18 protein-coding genes are annotated in these 20,865 nt (G+C 44.2%); 5 read left to right on the top strand and 13 right to left on the bottom strand.

The window, feature by feature from the left end:
* The first annotated feature begins 1 nt into the window (after position 1).
* On the top strand, positions 2 to 547 hold the full coding sequence (locus tag GQF63_RS05905; RefSeq protein WP_160368253.1) for a helix-turn-helix domain-containing protein: 546 nt from the start codon (positions 2 to 4) through the stop codon (positions 545 to 547).
* Between the two features lie 65 nt (positions 548 to 612).
* Here the strand turns inward: GQF63_RS05905 and GQF63_RS05900 are convergent, their stop codons facing one another.
* A complete protein-coding gene (locus GQF63_RS05900; protein ID WP_246163341.1) occupies positions 613 to 1,254 on the bottom strand; it encodes a tetratricopeptide repeat protein in 642 nt (213 codons plus the stop codon).
* Between the two features lie 341 nt (positions 1,255 to 1,595).
* Here GQF63_RS05900 and lon point away from each other — a divergent pair, with 341 nt between their 5' ends.
* From lon to rnhA, 3 genes are read left to right on the top strand one after another with little or no spacing between them, the layout of a single operon-like run.
* Positions 1,596 to 4,070 carry an endopeptidase La gene (gene lon, locus GQF63_RS05895; RefSeq protein WP_160368249.1) on the top strand — a complete coding sequence of 825 codons (2,475 nt, stop codon included), beginning with the start codon at positions 1,596 to 1,598 and terminating at the stop codon, positions 4,068 to 4,070.
* A 41-nt stretch (positions 4,071 to 4,111) separates the two neighbouring features.
* Positions 4,112 to 4,687: an FUSC family protein gene (locus tag GQF63_RS05890; protein WP_212592474.1), complete on the top strand. Its 576-nt coding sequence runs from the start codon at positions 4,112 to 4,114 to the stop codon at positions 4,685 to 4,687.
* A 15-nt stretch (positions 4,688 to 4,702) separates the two neighbouring features.
* The gene (rnhA, locus tag GQF63_RS05885; RefSeq protein ID WP_160368247.1) at positions 4,703 to 5,209 is read left to right on the top strand and encodes a ribonuclease HI; all 507 of its coding nucleotides are present in this window, start codon (positions 4,703 to 4,705) and stop codon (positions 5,207 to 5,209) included.
* Here rnhA and GQF63_RS05880 read toward each other — a convergent pair.
* The 3 genes from GQF63_RS05880 to GQF63_RS05870 all read right to left on the bottom strand — a co-directional run bounded on the left by GQF63_RS05880 (position 5,206) and on the right by GQF63_RS05870 (position 9,488).
* A complete protein-coding gene (locus GQF63_RS05880) occupies positions 5,206 to 6,720 on the bottom strand; it encodes an NAD(P)H-hydrate dehydratase (protein WP_160368245.1) in 1,515 nt (504 codons plus the stop codon). The two genes, rnhA and GQF63_RS05880, sit on opposite strands and share 4 nt — an antisense overlap.
* A 61-nt stretch (positions 6,721 to 6,781) precedes the next feature.
* Positions 6,782 to 9,049, bottom strand: coding sequence for an alpha/beta hydrolase family protein (locus GQF63_RS05875; RefSeq protein ID WP_160368243.1), 2,268 nt, complete (start codon positions 9,047 to 9,049; stop codon positions 6,782 to 6,784).
* 166 nt (positions 9,050 to 9,215) lie between these two features.
* Entirely contained in the window at positions 9,216 to 9,488 is a 273-nt protein-coding gene (locus GQF63_RS05870; RefSeq protein ID WP_246163340.1) for a hypothetical protein, read from the bottom strand.
* Between the two features lie 109 nt (positions 9,489 to 9,597).
* Between GQF63_RS05870 and GQF63_RS05865 the strand changes: the two genes are divergently transcribed.
* A complete protein-coding gene (locus GQF63_RS05865) occupies positions 9,598 to 10,329 on the top strand; it encodes an acyl-[acyl-carrier-protein] thioesterase (RefSeq protein WP_160368240.1) in 732 nt (243 codons plus the stop codon).
* 34 nt (positions 10,330 to 10,363) lie between these two features.
* Here GQF63_RS05865 and GQF63_RS05860 read toward each other — a convergent pair whose 3' ends face one another.
* The 9 genes from GQF63_RS05860 to GQF63_RS05820 all read right to left on the bottom strand — a co-directional run bounded on the left by GQF63_RS05860 (position 10,364) and on the right by GQF63_RS05820 (position 20,756).
* Positions 10,364 to 10,936, bottom strand: a complete 573-nt coding sequence (locus tag GQF63_RS05860) for a gluconate 2-dehydrogenase subunit 3 family protein (RefSeq protein WP_246163338.1) — start codon at positions 10,934 to 10,936, stop codon at positions 10,364 to 10,366.
* A gap of 14 nt (positions 10,937 to 10,950) precedes the next feature.
* Positions 10,951 to 12,375 (bottom strand): Gfo/Idh/MocA family protein, encoded by a 1,425-nt coding sequence (locus GQF63_RS05855; protein ID WP_160368238.1) that lies wholly within the window; start codon positions 12,373 to 12,375, stop codon positions 10,951 to 10,953.
* Positions 12,376 to 12,398: 23 nt separating this feature from the next.
* Positions 12,399 to 14,084: a GMC oxidoreductase gene (locus GQF63_RS05850; RefSeq protein ID WP_160368237.1), complete on the bottom strand. Its 1,686-nt coding sequence runs from the start codon at positions 14,082 to 14,084 to the stop codon at positions 12,399 to 12,401.
* 11 nt (positions 14,085 to 14,095) lie between these two features.
* Positions 14,096 to 15,346, bottom strand: coding sequence for a nucleoside permease (locus GQF63_RS05845; protein WP_160368235.1), 1,251 nt, complete (start codon positions 15,344 to 15,346; stop codon positions 14,096 to 14,098).
* A gap of 104 nt (positions 15,347 to 15,450) precedes the next feature.
* Positions 15,451 to 16,374, bottom strand: a complete 924-nt coding sequence (locus GQF63_RS05840) for a hydroxypyruvate isomerase family protein (protein ID WP_160368234.1) — start codon at positions 16,372 to 16,374, stop codon at positions 15,451 to 15,453.
* 38 nt (positions 16,375 to 16,412) lie between these two features.
* Complete coding sequence (locus GQF63_RS05835) at positions 16,413 to 17,390, bottom strand: FAD:protein FMN transferase (protein ID WP_160368232.1); 978 nt, start codon at positions 17,388 to 17,390, stop codon at positions 16,413 to 16,415.
* Between the two features lie 34 nt (positions 17,391 to 17,424).
* A complete protein-coding gene (locus GQF63_RS05830; protein WP_160368230.1) occupies positions 17,425 to 18,738 on the bottom strand; it encodes a Gfo/Idh/MocA family protein in 1,314 nt (437 codons plus the stop codon).
* Between the two features lie 35 nt (positions 18,739 to 18,773).
* Positions 18,774 to 19,739, bottom strand: a complete 966-nt coding sequence (locus tag GQF63_RS05825) for a formylglycine-generating enzyme family protein (protein ID WP_160368229.1) — start codon at positions 19,737 to 19,739, stop codon at positions 18,774 to 18,776.
* A gap of 102 nt (positions 19,740 to 19,841) precedes the next feature.
* Positions 19,842 to 20,756, bottom strand: coding sequence for an AEC family transporter (locus tag GQF63_RS05820; RefSeq protein ID WP_160368227.1), 915 nt, complete (start codon positions 20,754 to 20,756; stop codon positions 19,842 to 19,844).
* Positions 20,757 to 20,865 lie beyond the last annotated feature (109 nt).

Raw genomic sequence — 20,865 nt, 5'->3', positions numbered from 1 at the left:
TATGGCCAGTATCCGCATAAAAAATATGGTATGCCCACGTTGTGTGATGGCTGTTGAGCAGATTCTGCAACGGCTGGATATTGCCTATCAGCAAGTAAGCATCGGCTTATTGGAAACGCAGGCAGAACTGGATGAACAGCAAACAAAGGCTTTAGACCAAGAATTGCAGGATATTGGTTTCGAGATTTTGATAGACCGCAAGACGCAACTCGTGGAAGACATTAAACTGGCTTTAATGGACTTGCTGAGCCGGGAGGAAGAAAATCCCTTGAAAACCTCACAATTTTTGATGGATCGGTTCAACCTGGATTATGCCTACCTCAGCAATATGTTTTCGGAAGTTCAAGGCGAGCCCATAGAAAAATACCTCATCCATTTACGGGTGGAAAAGGTGAAGGAACTGCTACATTACGATTTATCGCTTAGCGAGATTGCCTACAAGCTGCAATATAGCAGTACGGCGCACCTCAGCACGCAGTTCAAGAAACTAACAGGCTACTCGCCCAGTGAGTACAAGAAAATAATAGAAAGCAAGCATCCGCTATAGGAAAAAAAGAAGCCCCCGTGAAGAAATCAATCTCCCGGGGGCTTTTATCTTTCATGCGCTAATTGTTATTTCAAATTATCGCGGTATACTTTCGCTTTTTTCACTTCCGTTTGAATATCCTTACGGGAAGCATCATAGCTTAATACTTTCTCATAATCAGTTACGGCTTTGTTATAAGCATCCGTTGCTGTTGCTTTGTTGTAATTTGAAGAGGAAGACGTTCCTGTTAAGATTCCTAAATCGCGGTAAGCAATAGCGCGGTTTTGGTATAATTTAGCATCGTTAGCATTGATGGCGATAGCTTTGGTATAGTCAGCTACGGCTGATTTTAATAAAGCTTCACGATCTGTTTCTTTCAATTTTAATTTACGGTCAACCGCAATGTTGTTATTTGCTTTTGCTTTGTAGTAATAGGCATGCACATTTTTGGCATCTAAGCTAATTACTTTATTGAAAGAAGCGATTGCTTTTTTGTATTCGCCGTTTTGAAACTGCGAATATCCCAATAAATACACGACATCAGGATCGGAGCCAGAGGTTGGAAGTGCTTTTTCAAATTGCGTTGCAGCAGTTTTAAAATCTCCATCCAATAGTGCTTTCTCTCCTGCACGTACATTCGGGTCACTATGTTGTTTTTCCTGCGCTTGTACAGCTACTGTACAAAGTGCTAATGCTACTGTCGCTAATCCGATTTTTAAAGACTTCATTTGTGTATTCATTTTATAACTATTCATTTCCAATTGTTTTTCGTTCGATAAATTGCAGTATCCTACTGCATAGAGTAAAAATCTGTTAAATAGTTTAAGGGCGCAATCAATATTTATAAACATTTCCACATTTCACTAAATAATTGACTTACCTTTGCCCCTATTACGGTCGGCGTCAAGACCCTAAACACTGACGTTTTAACAGGATTACCTCTTCATAAGCATAAATAATACCAAAAATTCATATTGGCATTGCGCTTGCACTATACGGGTACAAACAAATACAACAACATTTGGCCCAAATCATCTGACAAGATGTCGGCTAAACGATAAAGGAGACTATGAGCAAATTTAACGCCTTCAATTTTGACCAAACTTTACCTATCATAAACGAGGAAACGGAATTCTTCCCCCTATTGAGCCAACAAGACGAGGATGAGATGCGTGATGCGGAAATTCCGGAGATCCTTCCTATCCTACCCTTACGCAATACGGTACTTTTTCCAGGGGTGGTGATTCCCATTACGGTAGGTCGAGATAAATCTATAAAATTAGTAAAAGACGCCTATAAAGGAGACCGTACCATTGGTGTGGTATCCCAAAAAGATATGACCGTGGAAGACCCTACCTTCGAGCAATTGCATAAAGTAGGTACGGTGGCCCATATCATCAAAGTTTTGCAAATGCCCGACGGGAATACCACGGTGATTATTCAAGGAAAACAACGCTTTAAGCTAAAAGAAATGCTGCAAAGCGAGCCTTATATGACCGCAACGGTAGAGAAATACCCGGAAGACAAGCCGAAAACAAACAGCAAGGAATTTAAAGCCTTGATTTCTTCGGTGAAGGAATTGGCCTTACAGATTATTCAGCTATCGCCGAACTTACCAAGTGAAGCCGGTATTGCGATCAAGAACATTGAAAGCCCGACTTTCCTGGTGAATTTTATCGCCTCGAATCTTTCCCTGGAATTGGAAGATAAACAAGACCTGTTGGAAAACCGCGATTTTGTGAAGCGTGCAAAACAATTGTTGGAATACCTAACGACAGAAATTCAAATGTTGGAGCTGAAAAACCAGATCCAGAATAAGGTTCGTGTCGATTTAGATAAGCAACAGCGCGATTACTTCTTAAGCCAACAGCTGAAAACCATTCAGGAAGAATTGGGGGGCAGCACCCCCGACCTGGAATTGGAAGAGCTTAAAAAACGGGCTAAGTCGAAGAAATGGCCTGAAGATGTAAGCAAGCACTTTAATAAAGAAACTGAAAAATTAGCCCGTATCAATCCGGCAGCGGCAGATTATTCCGTACAACTGAATTACCTGGAGCTGTTATTGGATTTACCGTGGGGTGAATATACCAAAGACAATTTTGATTTGAAGCGTGCCGAGAAGGTATTGGACAAAGATCATTATGGCTTGGAAAAGGTGAAACAACGGATTATAGAATACTTGGCGGTATTGAAGCTTAAGAACGATATGAAAGCGCCAATCCTCTGTTTGGTAGGGCCTCCGGGAGTTGGTAAAACTTCCTTGGGGAAATCGATCGCTCGGGCTTTAGGACGCAAGTATACACGGATGGCCTTGGGCGGTATTCGGGACGAAGCGGAAATCCGTGGTCACCGTAAAACTTACATCGGTGCGATGCCGGGCCGTATTATCCAGTCGTTGAAAAAAGCAGGCGCCTCGAATCCGGTGTTCGTATTGGATGAAATCGATAAGATTGGTTCTGATTTTAAAGGCGATCCTTCTTCGGCCTTATTGGAGGTTTTGGATCCGGAACAAAACACCCACTTCTACGATCATTATGTAGAAATGGAGTACGACCTTTCGAAGGTGATGTTCATTGCGACAGCAAACTCCTTAAGCGGTATTCAGCCGGCTTTATTAGACCGGATGGAGATTATTGAGGTGAACGGCTATACCATTGAAGAGAAGATTGAAATTGCGAAGAAACACTTATTGCCAAAGCAACGTGAAATGCACGGCGTACCGGCAAAAGATATCAGCTTAAAACCGAAGATGATCGAAAAGATTATCGAGGAATATACGCGTGAATCCGGCGTACGTGGTTTAGAAAAGAAAATAGGTTCTGTGGTACGGGGTGTGGCAACACGCATCGTGATGGAGAAAGCCTACGACAGCAACCTGAATGCGGCAACGATTGAGGAAATACTGGGCGCGCCAATTTTCGATAAGGACTTGTATGAGAACAACGAAATTGCCGGCGTAGTAACCGGATTGGCCTGGACCTCAGTGGGTGGCGATATCTTGTTTATTGAGTCGAGCTTAAGCCCGGGTAAAGGGAAATTAAGCCTGACCGGTAACTTGGGTGAAGTGATGAAAGAGTCGGCAGCCATTGCCATGGCTTACCTACGCTCGCATGCCGAAGATTTCAATATCGATTACCGCATCTTCGATCAGTGGGATGTAAATATTCACGTGCCGGCTGGTGCTACACCGAAAGATGGCCCTTCTGCAGGAATCACCATGCTTACGGCTTTAGCTTCCTTATTTACCCAACGCAAGGTGAGAGAAAAGCTGGCGATGACCGGTGAAATTACCCTACGTGGCAAGGTGCTTCCGGTGGGTGGTATCAAAGAGAAAATATTGGCAGCTAAGCGCGCGAATATTAAAGATATTATTCTTTGTAAAGCCAACCAGAAGGATATATTAGAAATTAAAGAAGATTATATTAAGGATTTAAATTTCCACTATGTAACCGACATGAAGGAGGTGATTAAATTAGCCCTCTTGGATTCGAAGGTGAAGAATGCAAAGACTCTCTTACGGGCCGATGTAAAGATAGGATTTTAGCCTTTTGAGAAAGCCTTTCGGATTACCGAAAGGCTTTTTTTATGTCTGTGGAAAGCCTTATTTTTGCGCCAATGAAAGTATTCCCTGTGAGCAAGCCCTTTATCCGCAAAGTTCTTTCATCTGCTTTGCCCATTTATATATTTCGATGCCTTTTAGGGTTTTTGATCGGTTTCCTCTTGTACAACCGATTTAAGGAACTCGAGCTGTTCTGGGCCTTACTTTCCATTATCCTGGTGATCTCGCCGGAAGAAAAAGATTCCAAACGATTATCCATCGAACGATTCAAATCTAACTTTATCGGTTCCAGTGTGGCCATGATTTGCGTATGGCTGCTCCCCCAGTCGGTTTATTCAATAGTTTTCGGTATTGTGTTGACCATTATAACCTGTAGGCTTTTTAACATCATGAACATGGCGCGTGTGGCCATTGTGGCTTTATTGATTATTATGATTGAGCCTCACCACACCCAAATAGCCTATACGCCTATTTATAGAGCCCTCTCTACAGGTTTGGGTTGTTTCATTGGCTTACTGATCGTTATCTTGACCTCGGCCTTAAAACATTATTTGCTGGAAAAATACTTAGCCGAGCAACCTGCTTCAAATTCGGGAAATTAGTTTAATTTTGCCCATATGATTGAACTTTATACGGACGGCGCATCAAGTGGAAACCCGGGACCTGGCGGGTATGGAACAATTTTAAGAACCATATACCAAGGGAGCAACCCCGAATTTCAAGGGAAATTAATCGAAAAAGAATTCTCGGGAGGCTTCCGCAAAACAACCAATAACCGCATGGAATTATTGGCGGTGATTGTAGGCCTGGAAGCGCTAAAGAACCTCAATCAGCAAGTCACGATCTTCTCCGACTCCAAATATGTCATCGATGCCATTGATAAAAAGTGGGTATATGGCTGGATTCAAAAAGGCTTTCAAGGCAAAAAGAACAAAGACCTATGGATGCGTTTGATGCAGCTTTACAAATTGCACCGCGTGAAACTGGTATGGGTAAAAGGACATGCGGGGCACCCCCTGAACGAACGTTGCGATCAGCTGGCCGTAAAAGCTTCCAAAGACAAAAGCTGCTGGAAAATTGACAGCGTTTTTGAGGTGGAAGAACAAAAGGGCATGGATATTTAAAACCCGCCTTGGGTCAAACGCATAAAGGCCTTCCCTATATAATTGCTGATATCACTGGCGATGAGGCTTTCTTCGCCTAACTCTTCAACCGCTAGATCGGCCGCCAGCCCGTGGATGTACATGCCTAACAGGGCCGCCTCCTTTGCGGGATATCCTTGGGCGCGCAGACTGGTTAAGATGCCGGTAAGCACATCTCCAGCGCCGCCTGTGGCCATGCCGGGGTTTCCGGTAGCATTGAAGTGCAATTCGCCATCCGGGCAGACCAAAAGGCTATTAGCACCCTTAATTAAGAGATACACCTCATATTGCTGGCAGAAAGCTTTGGCCTTGGTTATTTTATCGTAATCATGCTGCCAGGTGCCTAATAGGCGGCTTAACTCCTTTGGATGTGGACTTAAAATACTTTCCTTGGGCAAATGCGCGAGTAATTGTGAGTGTTTGGCCAAACAGTTTAAGGCATCGGCATCCAGCACTAATTTGCTTTCGGCAGGTAAAGACCGCAGGAAGATGGAAAATCCTTGTTGGCTTTCCACGCTGGTTCCCATGCCTACGCCTATCCCTATCGCGGAATAAGCAGTTGGAAAGTTGAAATCCTGCAAAGCTTGTTCGTTCGTATCTGCGAGTACCATGGCTTCAGGAACCGTGCATTGCAGAATGGATACTCCTGCTATCGGCACGGCGGCTGTTAACAGACCGCAGCCTGTCCGAATCGCGGCCTTGCTGGCCAATACCATGGCGCCCATTTTCCCGTAGCTTCCGCCTAATAATAAGGCATGTCCAAACGTGCCTTTATGGCTGTATTTTAAACGTGGCTTTCGGAGTGTGGCCATGCTATCGGCATCGCTGTAGAAGCTGCTACTGCTGCTTTCCGCGATGGCAGCCTCATCGAGATCGATGGAGATGATTTTAAAAGACTTGGCATAATAGCCGTAATCGGGCAATACCAGGTTCAGCTTGGGCATTTGAAAGGTATACACGCAGTCGGCTTCCACGATGGGTGATCCGGCAGGTAGATGGCCCTCGCAGGCTAATCCGCTAGGCATATCGATGGACACTACCCTGCCCTCAAAGGCATTGATCTGCTCGATGATAGGCTGCCAATCGGATGTGAGGGCTTTGCTTAAGCCGTATCCGAATAAGCAATCGATCAGCAGGCCTTGCTTGGGGAATTCAAAGTTCGTGTGCAGGTGAAAGGTTTTCAGGTAGCCAATGGGTAATAATCCTTGGTTCTCTTGGTTATCGACCGAGTACTGGGATGCATGTTGCAACCATACGCTAGGCTTTTGCCCCATTTCCAACAGCAAGCGGGCCATAACTAGCCCATCGCCTCCATTATTTCCCTTCCCACATAGTATAGTAATCGGCTCTCCTAACATGGCAGGATGATCGGCAATAATTTGTTTTAAGGCGGCTTTTGCGGCGCGTTCCATCAAATCCCAAGAACGGATCTGCTGGCGTTGCATGGTCAGTACATCGACTTCTTGTAATTGTTGCGGATTGAGGATATGCATAACGTAGGTACAAAAAAGTAAAGCCCCTAAATTTAGGGGCTTTACAACTATTTAACAATAATTAATTTAAATGTTTACGGAAGAAGCCCAGCATGGCTTTGTAGAATTCAATCTGGTTTTCTTCTTTATGGAAACCATGGCCTTCATCGTATTTAACCATGTAGGGCACATCCACGCCCTTCGCACGTAATGCAGATACGATTTGATCGGCTTCGGCAATTTTTACTCGTGGATCATTGGCTCCCTGCACCACAAATAAAGGCGCTTTGATTTTATCGACATGGAACAATGGCGATACTTCTTTAGCAATGGCCGCCTCTTCTGTATCCTCTAGGTTGTACCAAATTTGGTATAACATCTCTTTATAAGGCTTCCAGTATTCTGGAATGGAGTTTAATAGGGTGAAGATATTGGATACGCCTACATAGTCTACGCCGGCTTTATAGAGGTCTGGAGTTTTGGTCAATCCGCGCAATACGGCATAACCACCGTGACTAGCACCATAGATCGCGATATTATCCTTATCGGCCCAGCCTTGATCAATTACGTATTGGACACCATCTTCCACATCGTCCATGGCTTTACGGCCAACCTGTTTAAATCCGGCACGAAGGAATTCCTTACCATAGCCTCCGGATACACGGAAGTTGACTTGCAAAGTGGCGTAGCCACGGCTAGCAAAGAGTTGGGCTTCTGGATTAAAACCCCAGCTATCCCGAACACCTTGCGGACCGCCATGCGGATTCACGATCAAGGGCACTTTCTTGCCTGCTAAAGCTTCTTTCGGCAAGGTGATATAACCATGGATGGTTAAGCCATCTCTGGATTTATAAGTTATCGGGCGCATTTCTGCCATATCCCCTTCTTTCAATTGCGGCATTAAATCGTATAACAAGGTGGTCTTGCCGCTTTTGGCATCTAAGTGATAATAGCGTCCGTATAGCTTATCGCTTTGTACCATCACTAGGTATTGATCTTCCTCGTCGGTTTTCCCAACAATGGAATACTCGTAGCCCGGGAATTCTTTACTGAACTTTTGATATAGTTTTTTGAAGGTAGCACTTACGGGTTTTATCTCCACGCGTGCGCCTTCAAAGCCTACATAGTCAATCTCCCAATTGCGCTTGCGTGAGATGCCTAGAATGGTAGCATCGTATTCTGCATTGGAATAGATTTCCTTTAATATTTTCTTTGTCCCGAAATCGTAGAGGATAATACGCGCCTTATCCGAATCTAAGTTGGTAAGCACATAAGCTTCATCGGGATTTTTGGAGGCATAGTTAAAGGATAGAATCGAGAAGGTATCATCCCATTTACCGGTTCCGAAAAGCTCGAAATCCGATTTACCATTGGCTTTATAGAAATACTGCGTATTGATTCCATTATGCATTTTGGAATAGCCACGTAGCTTGCCTTCCTTATCGAAATCGTAATCGACAATGGCATTGGCCGGGTCGGTATTGGTGAATAGTTTTTCCAATTCCCCGGTATGTATATTTACCTTGTAAGGTTCAAACACTTGCTTATTATCCTTATTCATAGAAATGATGATATGATCTTTCACTTCTTTCATCATGTTCAGGATATTTGCTTGCACATCTTCAAAAGGCGTTAAGTCGATATTGTTCTTGCCATCGATATTTACTGCATAAAGGTGGTAGTTTTCATTGCCACCTTGGTCCATAATATACACCAGGCGTTCATCATTTACCCAGCCCATCGCTCGGATTAACTCATCCTTCTCCTCAATAGCACGTACAACCTTGCCGGTAGCTACTTCCTTAATCATGACATGACGCTTGTTATTGGCATCCTTTTCGCGATAAGAGATGTACTTGCCGTTCGGCGACAGTTGGAAGGCAGAAGAGTTGGGCTTCGCAAAGTAATCTTCCACCTTGTAGGCGTAATTTCCCTTATCGAAGGCTATTAATTTCTCCAGATCGGCTTTACTCGATACTAAGGTCGTATCGCCGGGCTTGCTCGCTTTCCCTTTGGATAGGGTAAGTGGGAATTCCATTCCGCCTTGTTTGAACTTCCCGATTACCTCGCTGCCTTTCAACTCGCCAGCAAAAGAAAAGCCTGCTTGCGCAAAAGAAATCGTCAGGATGTTGTTCTCGAATTTGGTTTCCGTCATGGGTAATCCGCTGGCTCCTTGAGCCGGGATATCTAGGGTCGATTTGTAGTTCTCGCCATCTTTCGTGATGTGGAAAGTCATATCCAAAGCATTGCCCTGGACTTCTAATTTACCTTTCCAATCACCTGTTACTTGAGCCTGCGCAGTCAGCATGCTCATCAGTACAATCACCATAGTTAGCAGTTGATGTTTCATAAAATATCTAAGTTTGACTATTAGTCTATAGTTTAACTAAAATGTTACAGATTGCCTGTAAATTTTAAAACTAAACATACTTTCATCGGAGAAACTATTTTCAAACTTAGCTTAATGTGCAGCCAAGAAGCTGCACGAATAAAAAAGAGGCTATGCGCCTCTTTCGTTAATATTCTACTGCGATCAGGGATCGCAAGGGAATTAAGATCCCGTGTTTGATTTGAATATACTTTTCCGTTAGGGACCATACGGTAGTTTCAATCCGCATGGGGCCTTCATCGGTATTAAAAACGAGGGCTGTTTTCGACTTAAATTCATTGCCTAAGCGTAGGGCACTCTGCAAAATAGACATAAATTTCGCGGAGTTATCGACCTCAGCCGGTATTATCTTCAAATTAGCAACCTGTTCCTTTTCTATTAATGTTCCTATCATGCTCATACAATTCGGGGTTTATTAGGTTAACGTCAATTTAGTTATTTATATATACAAAGCCAACATTTTATTTTACATTAATAAATTAGTTACATTCGCATGTAATTTGAAATTCATGGCAGGATACTTTGAGAAAGAATGGACATTGAACTTTACCCAATGTTATGCAAACGGACAATTAAAATACAGCGAACTTAACAATATATTACAGATTACAGCCAGCGAACACGCGGTGATCTTAGGCTTCGGTGCACGCACCATGCTGAAACATAAACAGTCTTGGGTACTCAGCCGCATGCTAATCCAGATTAAACGCCTACCCCGCTTTGAACAAACCCTGACCATCCGTACCTGGATCCAGGACTTCAGCGGATCCCGTTCTACCCGTAATTTCGAAGTTATCCTTGGCGAGCATGTTGTCGCCACTGCCAGTAGCTTATGGGCCGTATTTAACGTGGAAGCCCGCAAGGCTGAAGCCCTAGCCGTGAGTACCGAACATGCCGTGATCCTTCCGGATATGCATAGCACACCCAGACCCGTACAACGCATCGACGGGCTCTGCGACTTCCAAAAGCTTAAAGATTATCAGGTCGTATTATCCGACTTAGACATCGCCGGACATGCCAATAATGTAAAATACATGGACTGGTGTTTCGACGCCCTCGATCCGAAATACGTCTTGAGTCAACAGATCACGGAAATCGAAATGAACTTCCTCCGGGAGCTCACCTACGGCAATCAAGTCAGTATCCATAAGGGCGTTGGTGCCCATGGCAGTGATACCTACAACATCAGTAGGAATGAGAAGATTCACTTCCTGATGCATGTTGCCAATAAACAAGCTTAAAAAAAGGCTCTCTTTTCCAAGAGAGCCTTTTTTATTAGATAGCCCATGCTTTATCCCCTTTTTTGTATGGATAGTTTCCATCAAATTTTCCAGGGATTTTCACATAGCGTAATGCTTGTTTCATACCTACTTCAGAGGTAAAGAAGCCAGTTAAGGTCAATTGTTTCAACATGGTGAAGAAGTGGTTTGCATCCTCTTCTTTTTTATTGCCTTGGTATTCTTTAGCTTCCTTATCGTAGTTGTTTACAAACTGAAGTTTCTCCTCAGGCGTTAGTTCCAAAAATCCTTTTTTGAATTCTTTTTTCGCGCGATCTTCAACGCCAATTAAGCCTTCAACGAAAGCTTTTTGATCTTTCTCGTCGTAACAATCGCGGATCATTACCGGAATAAACGCACCAACACCTGCTTCTTTTGCGCCTGGTGTTGAAGTTTTTGGAAGGATAGCCTCGGCTAACTCTCCTAAATAATCTGTTGTTTCTGCCTCAAACAAAGCAGCCACATCTTTGGTAGCCTTGCGCTTACAACCTTCTAAGAAAAGGCTGGAGCCAATAACCGTACCACCCATGATAAAGGCCACACGTTTTAATGCTTCTCTTCTATTCATCATCTTCTTATACCTTATTAAAATGAATAATTAATTTCCCATCCCGGACGGTATTGACGCTTCACGAATTGGTTCACGATATCAAAGTTGGTTACTTTCATATTGTCGTTATCCCAAAGCAGCTTTAAGTTACGTCCTGGATATTTACCATCGATTTTTAAATCGGCTCCACGGATTGCCAAGTTGGCCATCAATAAAGCCTCCGTCAATGGTCCTGATATTTCAAAAGGTGCACTGACTTCTTTTTTACCATAGCCGGCAATACAAGCTTCCACCCATTGCGCATAGTGACCTGAAGCACCACCCGGAACACGTGCGTATTTCATCGCTACGTTTTCTTTTCTTGTGGTTGGCAACAAGCGTGCTCTATCGCCATAGGTATCTGCCAGTACTTTACCTTTCGTACCGACCATCAGGATACCGTTTCCACCATCACCGAAGATTTCATTCGGCTCCAGCTCCTCCGGACGTGCCGGCTGAATACCACCGTCCATCCAATGCAGAGTTACCGGACCGCTGGTGCGGCTTCCTTTCGGGAAGGTCATGGTAGCATGACTTGATGGCGGACAGCTTTCCGGGAAATACCCACGTTTAAACTCATCCACATACACCGACCCAACAGATGCTTGCACATCTTGCAGGTAGTTCAAGCCTAATACACTAAATGGCACTTCCAATAAGTGACATCCCATATCGCCAAGGGCGCCAGTACCATAATCCCACCAGCCACGCCAGTTGAAAGGCACTAGTTTCTCGATATAATCCTTTTGTGGCGCAGTACCCAACCAAAGGTCCCAATCTAATTCCTTCGGCACCTCAGCTTTCTGTGCAGGCCAAGGAATACCTTGAGGCCATACCGGGCGGTCTGTCCAGCAATATACGGTATGCACATCGCCGATTAAGCCAGCCTCATACCATTCTCTGATTTGACGCGGGCCATCGTTGGAGGCACCTTGGTTCCCCATTTGGGTAACCACCTTATATTTCTTTGCTGCATGCGTTAAAACGCGTGCTTCCCAGATATCGTGGGTCAACGGTTTCTGCACATACACGTGCTTGCCAAGCTGCATCGCTGCCAAGGCATGGATGGCATGGTTATGGTCAGGACCCGACACTGAGACAGCATCGATATGCTTATGCTCTTTATCGAGCATCTCCCGGTAATCCTTATAATACTTAGCCTTCGGGAAACGCTTCACCGAATTGGCAGCACGGCGATCATCCACATCACATAGGAAGGCAATATTCGCTTTTCCACTATCGTGGAAGGCTTTGATATCGCTTTCTCCTTTTCCCCCAACCCCAATACCTGCTACTTGTAATTTATCACTCGGAGCCACAAATCCCGTTCCGCCCAACACGTGGCGCGGAACGATGCTAAAGCCGGCAGCAGCTACGGCTGCATGCTTTAGGAATGTTCTCCTCGAATTATGCTCACTCATAATCGTTTGGTTTTAGTCGAATGTTAAATATTTCCTTTTTTCAATTCGCTAACGGCATGGTCTACGGCTCTCGCTGTTAATGCCATGTAAGTTAACGAAGGATTCACACAACCCGCGGAAGTCATACATGCGCCATCCGTTACATAAACGTTGGTTGCATCCCACACCTGGTTATGTTTGTTCAATACGGAAGTTTTCGGATCTAAGCCCATGCGAGCGGTTCCCATTTCGTGGATACCCATCCCGAAATTATAACCACCATCGTAAGTACCTACATCTTTCACCCCGATAGATTCCAGCATGGCTTTCATCTCTTCGGTCATGTCCTTACGCATTTTGTTTTCGTTGTCTTTAATTTCCATATCCATGGCCAATACCGGCAATCCCCATTTATCCTTCACGTCTTTGTCCAAGAAGATACGGTTCTCATGGTACGGTAATATTTCTCCGAAAGCGGTAAAGCCGATGCTCCAGTTTCCTGGTTCACATAAGGCGTCTTTCCATTCGCCCCCTACGGCCATCTCTGCAATTTCGCCAGACCAACGACCACGCGAAGCACCTCCTTGGTAGCCGAAGCCACGCACATAATCACGTTGTTTAGTATCACTAGCGATATTCACAAAACGCGGCACATACAAGCCTGTAGGTCTACGGCCGAAGACATACTTATCGTCATAGCCTTCTACGCGACCACTTGCTCCCAAACGGAAGTGGTGATCCATTGCGTTATGGCCTAATTCGCCCGAGCTACTGCCTAAACCACCTTCCCAAACATCGGTTGCTGAGTTCATCAACACCCAGGTCGAGTTGAAGGCCGAAGCACATACGAAGATCACTTTCGCGAAGAATTCATACGTCTTGTTTGTTTCCGCATCAACAATCTCTACCCCTTTGGCTTTCTTCGTATCCTTATCGTAGATAATCTTCGTTACGATAGAAAACGGACGCAAGGTTAAGTTTCCTGTTTTCATGGCAGGCGGCAATGTCGAGGATTGCGTACTGAAGTAGCCCCCGAAGTTACAACCTAACCAACATTGATTTTGATACTGGCAATTAATACGGCCGGTATGCGGTTGGGTAATATTTGCGGTACGCCCCATAATAAAATGGCGGCTGCCGCCGAATTGTTTTTTCAAACGCTCGGCCAAATCCTTTTCAACGATATTGAAAGGCATAGCCGGCATAAAATCACCATCCGGAAGAACATCCAGTCCATCGCGGTTTCCGGAGATTCCAGCCCATTTCTCTGCATAAGAATACCAAGGTGCGATATCGGCATAACGGATAGGCCAGTCTACACCATGACCATCCTTAGCGTTAGCTTCAAAGTCCAAATCACCAAAACGGTAACTCTGGCGGCCCCACATTAAAGAACGGCCACCCACATGATATCCTCTAAACCAGTCGAATCTTTTTTTCTCCACATAGGGACTCTCCTTTTCGTTCACCCAAAAATCTAAGTTCTTTTCATTAAGGGGGTAATCACGCTTCAAAACAGGGTAGTCAGCTTCCATCTGCTTGGTTCTTCCTCCACGGTGTGGATATTCCCAAACATCCTTATTTGCATGGTAATCTTTCACGTGCTCGACATTGCGACCACGCTCTAACATGATTGTTTTCAGACCTTTTTCGGTTAGTTCTTTAGCAGCCCATCCACCGCTAATACCAGATCCGATAACAATGGCATCATAAATATTATTTTCTACCATTACTCTATTATTTAATTAGTTTCTGATTGATTGACGATATTCTCCTTCTTAAAGAAGAAAAGGAAAATAAAGAACACGACTAAAGCGATAATTGCTGGCACAATCCACAACTGGTGCCAGAACGCCGCCACGTCGGTCGTTTTAATATGGTTATATGTATCACTTACAAATCCGGCCACCCAGAATCCGATCAGCTGCCCAACGCCATAGGTCGCGAAGGTGATCAAGCCCTGTGCCGCATTTTTATTCTCTTTACCTGCTTTCGAGTCGGTGTAAATCTGACCGGACACGAAGAAAAAGTCGTAACAGATACCGTGTAGGGCAATTCCCAACAACAGCATATACGTTGCTTCGCCCGCGTTGCCATAGGCAAAAAACACATAGCGCAATACCCAAGCCAACATCCCTAGCAAGATCGTATTCTTAAAGCCGAAGCGTGTAAAGAATATCGGTAACAATAACAGACATAATGCCTCCGAGATTTGACCAATGGTCATCTTCCCAGTCGGATTGCTTAAACCTACTTCTGCCAGAAACGGATTCGCGTATTGATAATAGAACGCTAATGGAATACAGATTAATATGGAAGACACAAAGAAAACCAAGAAGTTCCGATCTTTCAGCAACTTAATGGCATCCAGCCCTAATATTTTCGCGAAGCTTTGCTTTTCGCCGGCTTCCACTTTCACAGGAGGCGTTTTCGGCAAGAAGAAACTAAATAGACCCAATATAACCGAGCCAATAGCCGCCATTAAGAAGGTATTGCGTAGCAAGCCCTCTTTAATACTTTGCTCGGCATCCCATTTGAAAAGGTAGGAGATCGATAATCCGGCTACAATCCAGCCGATGGTTCCCCAAATCCGGATATTGGAAAACTCCTTCTCCGGGTTTTTCAACTGACGGAAGGAAACGGAATTCACCAAAGACAGGGTTGGCATATACAACAACATATAGCCCAATACATAAGGGAAGAATTCCCCAATGGAATGGCTATTGTACAACTGGAACATCAACACAGCACCAATCAGGTGCAGGATACCCAGGATGCGCTCCGCATTAAAATAGCGGTCGGCAATCATACCCACGATAAAAGGAGCCACAATAGCGCCCCAAGATTGGGTAGAGAAGACATTGGCAATTTCTAAGCCTGTAGAATTTAGTGTGCTACCTAAAAAGGTACCTAAGGTGACAAACCAAGAGCCCCAAATAAAGAACTCCAGGAACATCATGAAGGATAATTTAAATTTAATTGATGATGACATTCGAATAGGCTTATATAGATTTTATGGATTTAAATATAAAAATTATTACTTGTTAATGAAATACAATCACAAATTTGTTTCATTAACTAAAATGGTTTAGCACACTAAAATGAGTCTACTTCACGATAGGCTTTCACCAAAGTTACTTCGCCTTCTTTGCCTGATTTCGACATGCCATGCTCCATCCCTACAATGCCCTTATATCCCTTTTCATGCAGCCATTTGAACACATTTTTGTAATTCACCTCCCCTGTTGTCGGCTCCTTACGGCCCGGGTTATCCCCCACTTGGATGTAGGCAATTTCACTCCAACATAGGTTCATTAAGTTAATTAAGTTTCCTTCGTTCTTTTGTTGGTGGTAGGCGTCGTATAAGATTTTACAGGAAGGGCTGTTTACAGCTTTACAGATTTCATAGGTTTGGTCGGAGAAGCGCAGGAAGAGATCGGGGGTATCACTTAAAGGCTCAAGCACCATGGTAATGCCGTGCGGTTCAAAAATTTCAGCACCTCTTTTCAGGGCTTCCACCACATTGGCCGTTTGTACTCCAATCGGCAACTTACGGGCATAATCGCCGGGAACTACCGTTACCCATTTTGCATGACAGCGTTTCGCGATTTCTACCGAGTCGCGACAGCCTTTTAAAAAGATATCCACGAAATCCGGATTCCCTGCCGCTAGGCTATTCGCGCCGTTGCCTCCTTTGGGCACCACAAATACACCCATGCGCATACCAAGTTTAGCCAGTAGCTCGCCAATTTTCTTTTGCTCATCTACCGAGCGACTCGGCATGCCGTTATCTTCAATACTACGGAAGCCTAACTCATGCATATATTTTATTTCATCCAGGAAGTTTTTACCAGCCGTTGCGCTGAACATCCCTTGATGGGGAGCATAATCTAATTTAAAAGGTTGATTTGCAGCTTTAGATTGTTCTTTTTCTGCAGCGCTTGCGGCCATCGCTGTTCCACTCAATAAGCTGCCAGCAGCAAATAAAGAACTGTTTTTCAAGAATTCTGATCTTTTCATGTAGGATTAAGTTTGTTAGTCTTAGCGTACAAATGACACTAATCGGTTATGATGTACTTGGCAAACCCAGCGGAATAGGCTTCTTTTACCAGCCCTTGATCCAAATACAACAAATAAATATCAATTTTATTTTTGGTATTCGCAAATGCAACCGCATCTTCGGGCTGCATAGCCATGAATACATTATCCAGTCCGTCGGCTTCCATGGCATGGTCTGCAATCACGGTTACCGAGATGATATTTGACTTTAATGGATAGCCCGTTTTGGCATCCATATGGTGTGAGAAACGGTAATTCTTTACCGTTCTAAATTTCTCATAGCTCCCCGAAGTGGTCACAGCCTTGTTATGCAGGGCCACAATATAATTGTGTTGCTCCCTCGCTACGGCAGGTCGTTGAATCAGTACCTTAAAGAGCTCCTGATTCGGCTTATAGCCGTGGGTTTTAATCTCCCCACCTACTTCCACAATAAAAGCCGGCACTTTTCTCTTCAATAAAAAATCGTGCACTACATCTACGGTATAGCCTTGGGCAATTCCATTCAGGTCAATAGATACGCGATTATCCTTTTTCACGAGTTTCCTGCCCCTCAGCTTCAGCTTATCCATACCCACATAGGTCAAGGTTTCCTTGATGGTTGCGGAATCCGGAATCGCTGTCAGGTTTTCCGGGCCGAAACCCCAAAGGGATACCAATGGCTTTACGGTAATATCAAATATACCTTTGGATTGCTTATTGATTTGAAACGATTTCTTCAACACCTTGGCCATATGCGCATCCATCTCTATAGACGAGCAATTCGGGTCGTTAAACTGGCTGATCTTAGAATCAGGCTTATACAGCGACATGGACTGGTCTATCACGGCGAACAGGCTATCGGCTTGCGCCTTGCTGACCATTTCTTGCGCCGCATAGTAAGTTATGGCATAGGTTGTCCCCTGCGCATAGCCTTCAATCATGTACCGCTGTAAATTAGAAATTGGTTGTTGCGCAAAAGCACAACAACCAATTCCCATTAGGCCGATTAAATGAAGCCATTTAAGCACTAGCCTAGATATATTTATCCACATCATGTCCAGGGTAAGCCACAGGATAAGTCCCGTCGGCATTAGGCACCACTTTAGGCATAGCATCCCAAGCGTAGCGCTCTGGCATTAAGTCGATATTTGATTTCATAGCCTCGTCCCATTTAATCACCTTACCGGTGTACACGGCAATACGTCCGATAATACCGGCTAAGCTGCTATAGGCACCATATTCCGCATTATCAAATTTGTATTCGCCTTTGGCGATGGCTTCAAACAATTCTTTATGTTCTTGTTGGTAAGGGTTTGGATTGCCCTTAGGATCGTGACGGTAGATTTCCTTGCCATTCGCATCCCATAATACCGCTTGGTTACTAGCCGATAGGTAGGCACGGCCTTTGGAAGCCTGGAAAGTTTCATCTACACGGTTAGAAATCCCTTCGAAGTGACGACATTGGCTATATACAACCGAACCATCATCGTAAGTTAATTCAATGGCAAAGTTATCATAGATCTCGCCATAGTCTTTTCCGGTACGGTGGGCACGAGAGCCTGTACCTTGAATAGAAACCGGATATTTTTGTTTCACCCAGTTTGCAATATCAATATTATGCACGTGTTGCTCTACAATATGGTCACCACATAGCCAGTTGAAGTAATACCAGTTACGCATTTGGTATTCCATTTCTGTTTGCCCTGGTTTCCGCGGACGAACCCATACCCCGCCACTGTTCCAATACACCTGTCCGGATACCACATCACCGATGGCACCATCGTGAATGCGCTTAATCGCTTCGCGGTAATTGGTTTGGTAACGGCGTTGCAAGCCTACCACCACATTCAATTTCTTACGTTTCGCTTCTTTGGCGGTTTCCAACACACTGCGAACACCTGGAATATCGGTTGCTACCGCTTTTTCCATAAATACGTGCTTGCCGGCACGAATAGCTTCCGCAAAGTGTAGAGGACGGAAACCCGGAGGCGTGGTCAATAACACCACGTCAGCATCCGCAATAGCCGCTTTATAGGCATCAAAACCAACGTATTTACGGCTGTCCGGTACGTTGATCTTATCCCCAAACTTTTCCTTTAAATTAGTATAGGTTTTATCCAAGTTGTCTTTGAAGGCATCCGCCATCGCCACCAGCTGAATATTCTGCCCCGAGGCAAATGCATCAAAGGCAGCACCCGTTCCACGACCACCACATCCAATTAATGCAATTTTAATAACGTCGCTGCCCGCAGCGAACACTTTACCTACCGCACCGGTGCTTAGGGCGGCTGCCCCCATCACGGTGGAAGATGTTTTAATAAATCCTCGGCGATTTAAGTTTTCCATTTTCGAATAATATGATAAGTTTAAAATTGATTCTCTTAAAAGTCTTTCAACGGCGCTTTGTCGTAGTAAGCCATAATTTCATCATGACTCGGCTGAACTGCCGGACGTACTAAACGCATACCTACGAAAGGTGCTTCCGGAAACCACCAGTTTGATTTTGGAATCTGTGGGTCTAATTGTTTCCATACCGGATCTGAGGCACCACGTGCCGCAGAGCGCAAATCCTTGGCTTCGCTCTCGAAGGAACCACCACGAACCACATGTGGGTAAAGCGTTGTCGGTACATTTACCGGATTGTCCGCTGTTTTTCCTTCAAATTGGGCATAAAAATCTTCCTTGTATTGGTCGTATGTCCATTCCGACACGTTACCCAACATATCAAACAAGCCCCATGGGTTCGGCTTTTTCGTGCCTACTTTCACGGTTTTGCCACCGCTGTTGTCTTTAAAGGAAGCATATTCCCCAAGTTGTGCGGCATCATCTCCGAAGAAATACTCTGTATTTGATCCGGCCCGGCATGCATACTCCCACTCGGCCTCGGTAGGCAAGCGGTAGAATACGCCTGTGCGCACATACAACCATTTACAGAATTGAATGGCATTATAATGGGTCATGGCCAAAGCGGGCTGCCCATCTTTACCATAACCAAAAGTCATGTCTAAATACGGCTTTGTAGGGCGTGTTACGGCATCTACATTTGCAGGCACTTTGCCATCGGTAGACTTGGTTACTTCAAAATCTTTATATAGAAAAGGTTCAAATAAATTCCAGGTTACTTCATACGTTCCCATCCAAAAGGGAGAAATCTTAACTTTATGAACAGGTTTTTCGTCAGCATTGCTTGATTTTGAACTCCCCATCATAAACTCCCCTCCTGGAATAGCCTCCATGCTAAACTCTAAATTGGTACCGTTGATTTGCTGTACATAACGTGCATGTCCTTGCTGTGCATAAGTGCTTTGTGAAGCCGCTAATAAGGCAAGGAATAATAGTTTCCTCATAACTGGATTATACTAAGCTTATAATAATTTAAAATTGTTAAAGTATCTCTACTAAATTGGATAAAGATAAACAAAAGCAAAGCTAAATTAATAACATTTCAGTTACACTAGGAAAAAATTCAAAATTTGATACCAAATAAATGTGCTAATTAAACTTATTGGAATAGTTAAACCGATTGCGCTATTTCCTAACTTGCTGTTTAATTTGAATTGGTTAATCACAATACTGGTAGCCACTAGGCTGGGCATGGCCATTTCAAAAATAGAAACTTCAATAATTTCACCGCGGTAGCCCAAGGCATAGGCCAGCAGAAAGACAAAGGCTGGCGCCAGAATTAACTTATAAATCATGGCATAGCTGAGGTTGGGAATTTCACTTTTCACCAGGCCAAAGTTCAATTGCAAACCGATAGAAAATAAAGCGATGGGTGAAACGGTATTGGCAATCAGGTGGAAGAAATCATCCAGCGGGCTCAAATCAACAAAAGGCGCCGAAAGTAAAGCCAGCAAACAGCCAATTAATGGCGGAAAGGTAAATATGCGTTTGGCAATAAAAGCAAACCCGACGTTTTTGTTTTTCTTCAGGCTTCCCTTTGTCGCAATGAGCACCCCCACGGAAGACAATAGAAAGAAAGTCATCTGATCGCTGACAATCCCAATGGGTAAGGCCTGGCTTCCGAAATAAGCGGTAATCAAGGGAAAGCCCACAAAAGAAGTATTGCTTAGGCCGGCAACCAACATCAAGGTATGCGAGCTGCGCTTGGAAAGCCCCATTTTCTTTTCCAAAAAATAGAAAAAGAGCATCGCACCGCCCAACACAAGAATCGGGCATAGCATCGTAAAAAGCAGGCTATTATCCCAGCTTAATTTCGGTAAGTACCGGAAAGAGATGGCTGGTAATCCAAAATACAAGACCCAAGCATTTAAGGCCTTGTACCCATCCTTGGCCACCCAATTCATCTTGCGACTGAGCACTCCGGCAAACAAACAGAAGATAATGAGGATGAAATTTGACACTTGTAACGATTTTTTAACCCAAATGATGTTAAAATGACAAGGCTACGCTTGTTGCCCCAAAGTTATTACTATTTTTGTGGCTCGAATAAAAAAGTCCAAATCTTTTTGC

Origin of the sequence: Sphingobacterium humi, assembly GCF_009768885.1 — a bacterium.
Lineage (GTDB): Bacteria > Bacteroidota > Bacteroidia > Sphingobacteriales > Sphingobacteriaceae > Sphingobacterium > Sphingobacterium humi.
Note: the sequence above shows the minus strand (reverse complement) of the source record. Positions and strands in the feature narration are given on the sequence as shown.